1 protein-coding gene is annotated in these 686 nt (G+C 72.9%); it reads left to right on the forward strand.

The genetic code is table 11. The features are described from left to right. The coding region (locus F3J14_RS35205; RefSeq protein ID WP_166726787.1) for an MFS transporter at window positions 1–686 on the forward strand (686 nt) is incomplete at both ends.

A 686-nucleotide genomic window follows, 5' to 3' on the forward strand; every position in this document is an offset into this window, starting at 1 on the left:
TCTCGCGCAGGAGTTCGACGGCGCGGCGCGCACGCGTGCGTTCAGCCTGCTCGGCACGACGTTCGGGATCGGGCTCGCATTCGGGCCCGTGCTCGCCGGCGGCCTGATCGCGCACTACGGCTGGCGCGCGATCTTCGTCACGGGCGCGGCGGCCGGCGCGCTGTCGCTCGCGTTCGGGCTGCCGCGCATGCACGAATCGCGCGATCCGCACGCGACGGGGCTCGACTGGCCAGGCACGACCGCGTTCACCGCCGCGCTCACGCTGTTCACGTTCGGCGTGATCGAGGCGCCCGCGCGCGGCTGGACGCATCCGCTCGTCGTCGCGCTGCTGGCGGGCGCGGCGCTTGGCGCATGCGCGTTCGTCGCGATCGAGACGCGCGTCGCGCGGCCGATGCTCGACCTGTCGCTGTTCCGGATTCCGCGCTTCGTCGGCGTGCAGGTGCTGCCGGTGTCGACCTGCTGCTGCTACATCGTGCTGCTCGTCGTGCTGCCGCTGCGCTTCATCGGCATCGACGGTTTCAGCGAGATCGACACGGGCTGGCTGATGCTCGCGATCTCCGCGCCGATGCTCGTCGTGCCGTTCGTCGCGGCGATGCTCACGCGCCGGCTGTCGGCCGGCGTGATCTCGGGGCTCGGGCTCTTGCTCGCGGCGGCGGGCCTCGTGTGGCTGGGCGTCGCGCTGCGCG

The organism is Burkholderia sp. Tr-862 (assembly GCF_011753085.1).
In the GTDB taxonomy this organism is placed as follows: Bacteria; Pseudomonadota; Gammaproteobacteria; order Burkholderiales; family Burkholderiaceae; genus Burkholderia; species Burkholderia ambifaria.